The organism is Vibrio sp. EA2, from assembly GCF_033042495.1.
Taxonomy (GTDB): domain Bacteria; phylum Pseudomonadota; class Gammaproteobacteria; order Enterobacterales; family Vibrionaceae; genus Vibrio.
Window position 1 is genome coordinate 1 of the sequence record NZ_JAWLID010000022.1, and the last position, 2,830, is coordinate 2,830.

A 2,830-nucleotide genomic window follows, 5' to 3' on the forward strand; every position below is an offset into this window, starting at 1 on the left:
TGTTTTACCGTGGTCAACGTGGCCGATAGTACCAACGTTAACGTGCGGTTTCGTACGTTCAAATTTTTCTTTAGACACGATCGTGTTCCTTCCTAGTTATGATTCGCCGTGATCATTATTGATCGACGACGCGCCAGAAATTGTTATTTTATGCGCCAACGCCCGTTAGCGCAATATTTGGACGGCTTGATCTGGCAAAAAGTCGTAAACTTTTTGCCGTTCAGTCGTCAATTAGTAACCACGCTCTGCAATAATTTTATCTGCGAAGTTTTTCGGCACTTCAGCGTACTCGTGAAACTCCATAGAGTAAGACGCACGGCCTTGAGTTGCAGAACGTAAGTCAGTTGCGTAACCAAACATCTCAGATAGTGGCACTTGAGCACGGATGATCTTCAGACCAGCCACACCTTCGTCCATACCTTCGATGATACCGCGTCGACGGTTTAGGTCACCAACAACGTCACCCATCCAGTCTTCCGGAGTGGTTACTTCGACATTCATCATTGGTTCAAGAATCACAGGTTGCGCTTCTAGAGAACCTTTCTTGAATGCCATTGAGCCAGCGATCTTAAACGCCATCTCACTTGAGTCTACATCGTGGTAAGAACCATCAAATAGTGTAGCTTTAATATCTAGTACAGGGTAACCCGCTAGAACACCACTATTCATTTGTTCTTCGATACCTTTCGCTACCGAGCTGATGAATTCCTTAGGAACCACACCACCCACGATTTCGTCTACGAATACGAAACCTTCACCAGGCTCTGAAGGTTCAAGTTTGATCCACACATGACCGTATTGACCACGACCACCTGATTGACGAACAAACTTACCTTCTACTTCCGATTTACCACGAATGGTTTCACGGTAAGCAACCTGAGGTTTACCAACGTTACAATCAACGCTGAATTCACGCTTCATACGGTCTACGATGATATCCAGGTGAAGTTCACCCATACCTGAGATCAGAGTCTGACCCGTTTCGTCGTCCGTTTCCACGCGGAATGATGGGTCTTCCGCAGCTAGTTTACCTAGCGCGATAGCCATCTTCTCTTGGTCTGCCTTAGAACGAGGTTCTACAGCAATCTGAATAACTGGCTGAGGGAACTCCATGCGTTCCAGAATCACTTTGTGGTTCTGGTCACACAGGGTGTCACCTGTCGTTACGTCTTTCAGACCGATAGCAGCGGCGATATCACCAGCGCGAACTTCTTTAACTTCTTCACGCTTATTGGCATGCATCTGCACGATACGACCAAAACGCTCTTTCTTCTCTTTTACAGAGTTGTAAACAGCATCACCTGAGTTTACAACACCAGAGTAAACACGCATGAAAGTAAGCGTACCCACAAACGGGTCAGTCGCGATCTTAAATGCTAGCGCAGAGAATGGTTCGTTGTCGTCAGCGTGACGCTCAACGGGATTTTCTCTGTCATCGACACCTTTAATTGCAGGTACATCGATCGGCGATGGCAAGAATTCGATCACTGCATCAAGTACCGCTTGAACACCTTTGTTCTTAAACGCACTACCACAAGTGGCCAGTACGATTTCGTTGTTTAGTGTACGAGTACGTAATGCTTGTTTGATCTCAGCTTCAGTCAGCTCACCTTCTTCAAGGTACTTGTCCATCAGCTCTTCGCTAGCTTCTGCAGCAGATTCAACCATATGGTTGCGCCACTCTTCAGCAAGCTCGATCATGTCAGCTGGGATGTCTTCGTAAGTAAACGAAGTGCCTTGATCGGCTTCATTCCAGTTGATCATTTTCATCTTGATAAGGTCGATGACACCTCTGAAGTCCTCTTCCGCACCAACGTTAAGCTGGATTGGAACAGGGTTCGCACCAAGACGATTTTTGATTTGGTCCACAACGCGTAGGAAGTCTGCGCCTGCACGGTCCATCTTGTTCACAAACACCATACGTGGAACGTGGTACTTGTCCGCTTGACGCCATACAGTTTCAGACTGAGGTTCAACACCAGATGAGCCACAGAACACGACCACAGCACCATCAAGTACACGAAGAGAACGCTCTACTTCGATAGTAAAGTCAACGTGTCCAGGGGTATCAATGATGTTTACGCGATGCTCAGGGAATTGTGCTTCCATACCACGCCAGAATGTCGTAGTCGCAGCTGAAGTGATAGTAATACCACGTTCCTGCTCCTGCTCCATCCAGTCCATGGTTGCAGCACCATCGTGAACTTCGCCGATTTTGTGAGAAAGGCCAGTGTAGAACAGAATACGCTCAGTTGTGGTTGTTTTTCCTGCATCTACGTGAGCACAGATACCGATATTACGGTAGCGCTCAATAGGAGTTTTACGAGCCACGATTGTATCCTCTTACTAAGGTGTACCTTAGAGTATAGAAAAGTGCTGCGAGAGAACCTCGCAGCACAGAAGGTATTACCAGCGGTAATGAGCGAACGCTTTGTTCGCGTCTGCCATACGGTGAACGTCTTCACGTTTCTTAACAGCAGTACCTTTGTTCTCAGACGCGTCTAGCATTTCAGCAGCTAGGCGTTGAGCCATAGATTTTTCACCACGCTTGCGCGCAGCTTCAACCAACCAACGCATAGCAAGTGCGTTACGGCGAACCGGACGTACTTCTACAGGTACTTGGTAAGTTGAACCACCAACACGGCGAGATTTAACCTCTACCGCAGGGCGTACGTTTTCAAGAGCTTCTTCAAAAATAGCTAAGTGGTCTTTACCAGACTTTTCAGCCATAGAATCTAGTGCAGTGTAAACAATTTTTTCTGCAGTAGATTTTTTACCGTCAACCATTAGGATGTTAACGAATTTTGCCAGCAATTCAGATTTGAACTTA

General features: G+C 46.7%; 2 protein-coding genes. Both read right to left on the reverse strand.

The genetic code is table 11. The annotated features are described in order from the left end of the window. Positions 1 to 231: 231 nt before the first annotated feature. Positions 232 to 2,331, reverse strand: a complete 2,100-nt coding sequence (gene fusA / locus RXX31_RS22890; protein WP_317591956.1) for an elongation factor G — start codon at positions 2,329 to 2,331, stop codon at positions 232 to 234. 75 nt (positions 2,332 to 2,406) lie between these two features. Continuing rightward, positions 2,407 to 2,830, reverse strand: a 424-nt coding sequence (gene rpsG / locus RXX31_RS22895) for a 30S ribosomal protein S7 (RefSeq protein WP_317591957.1), incomplete at its 5' end; no start/stop codon positions are given.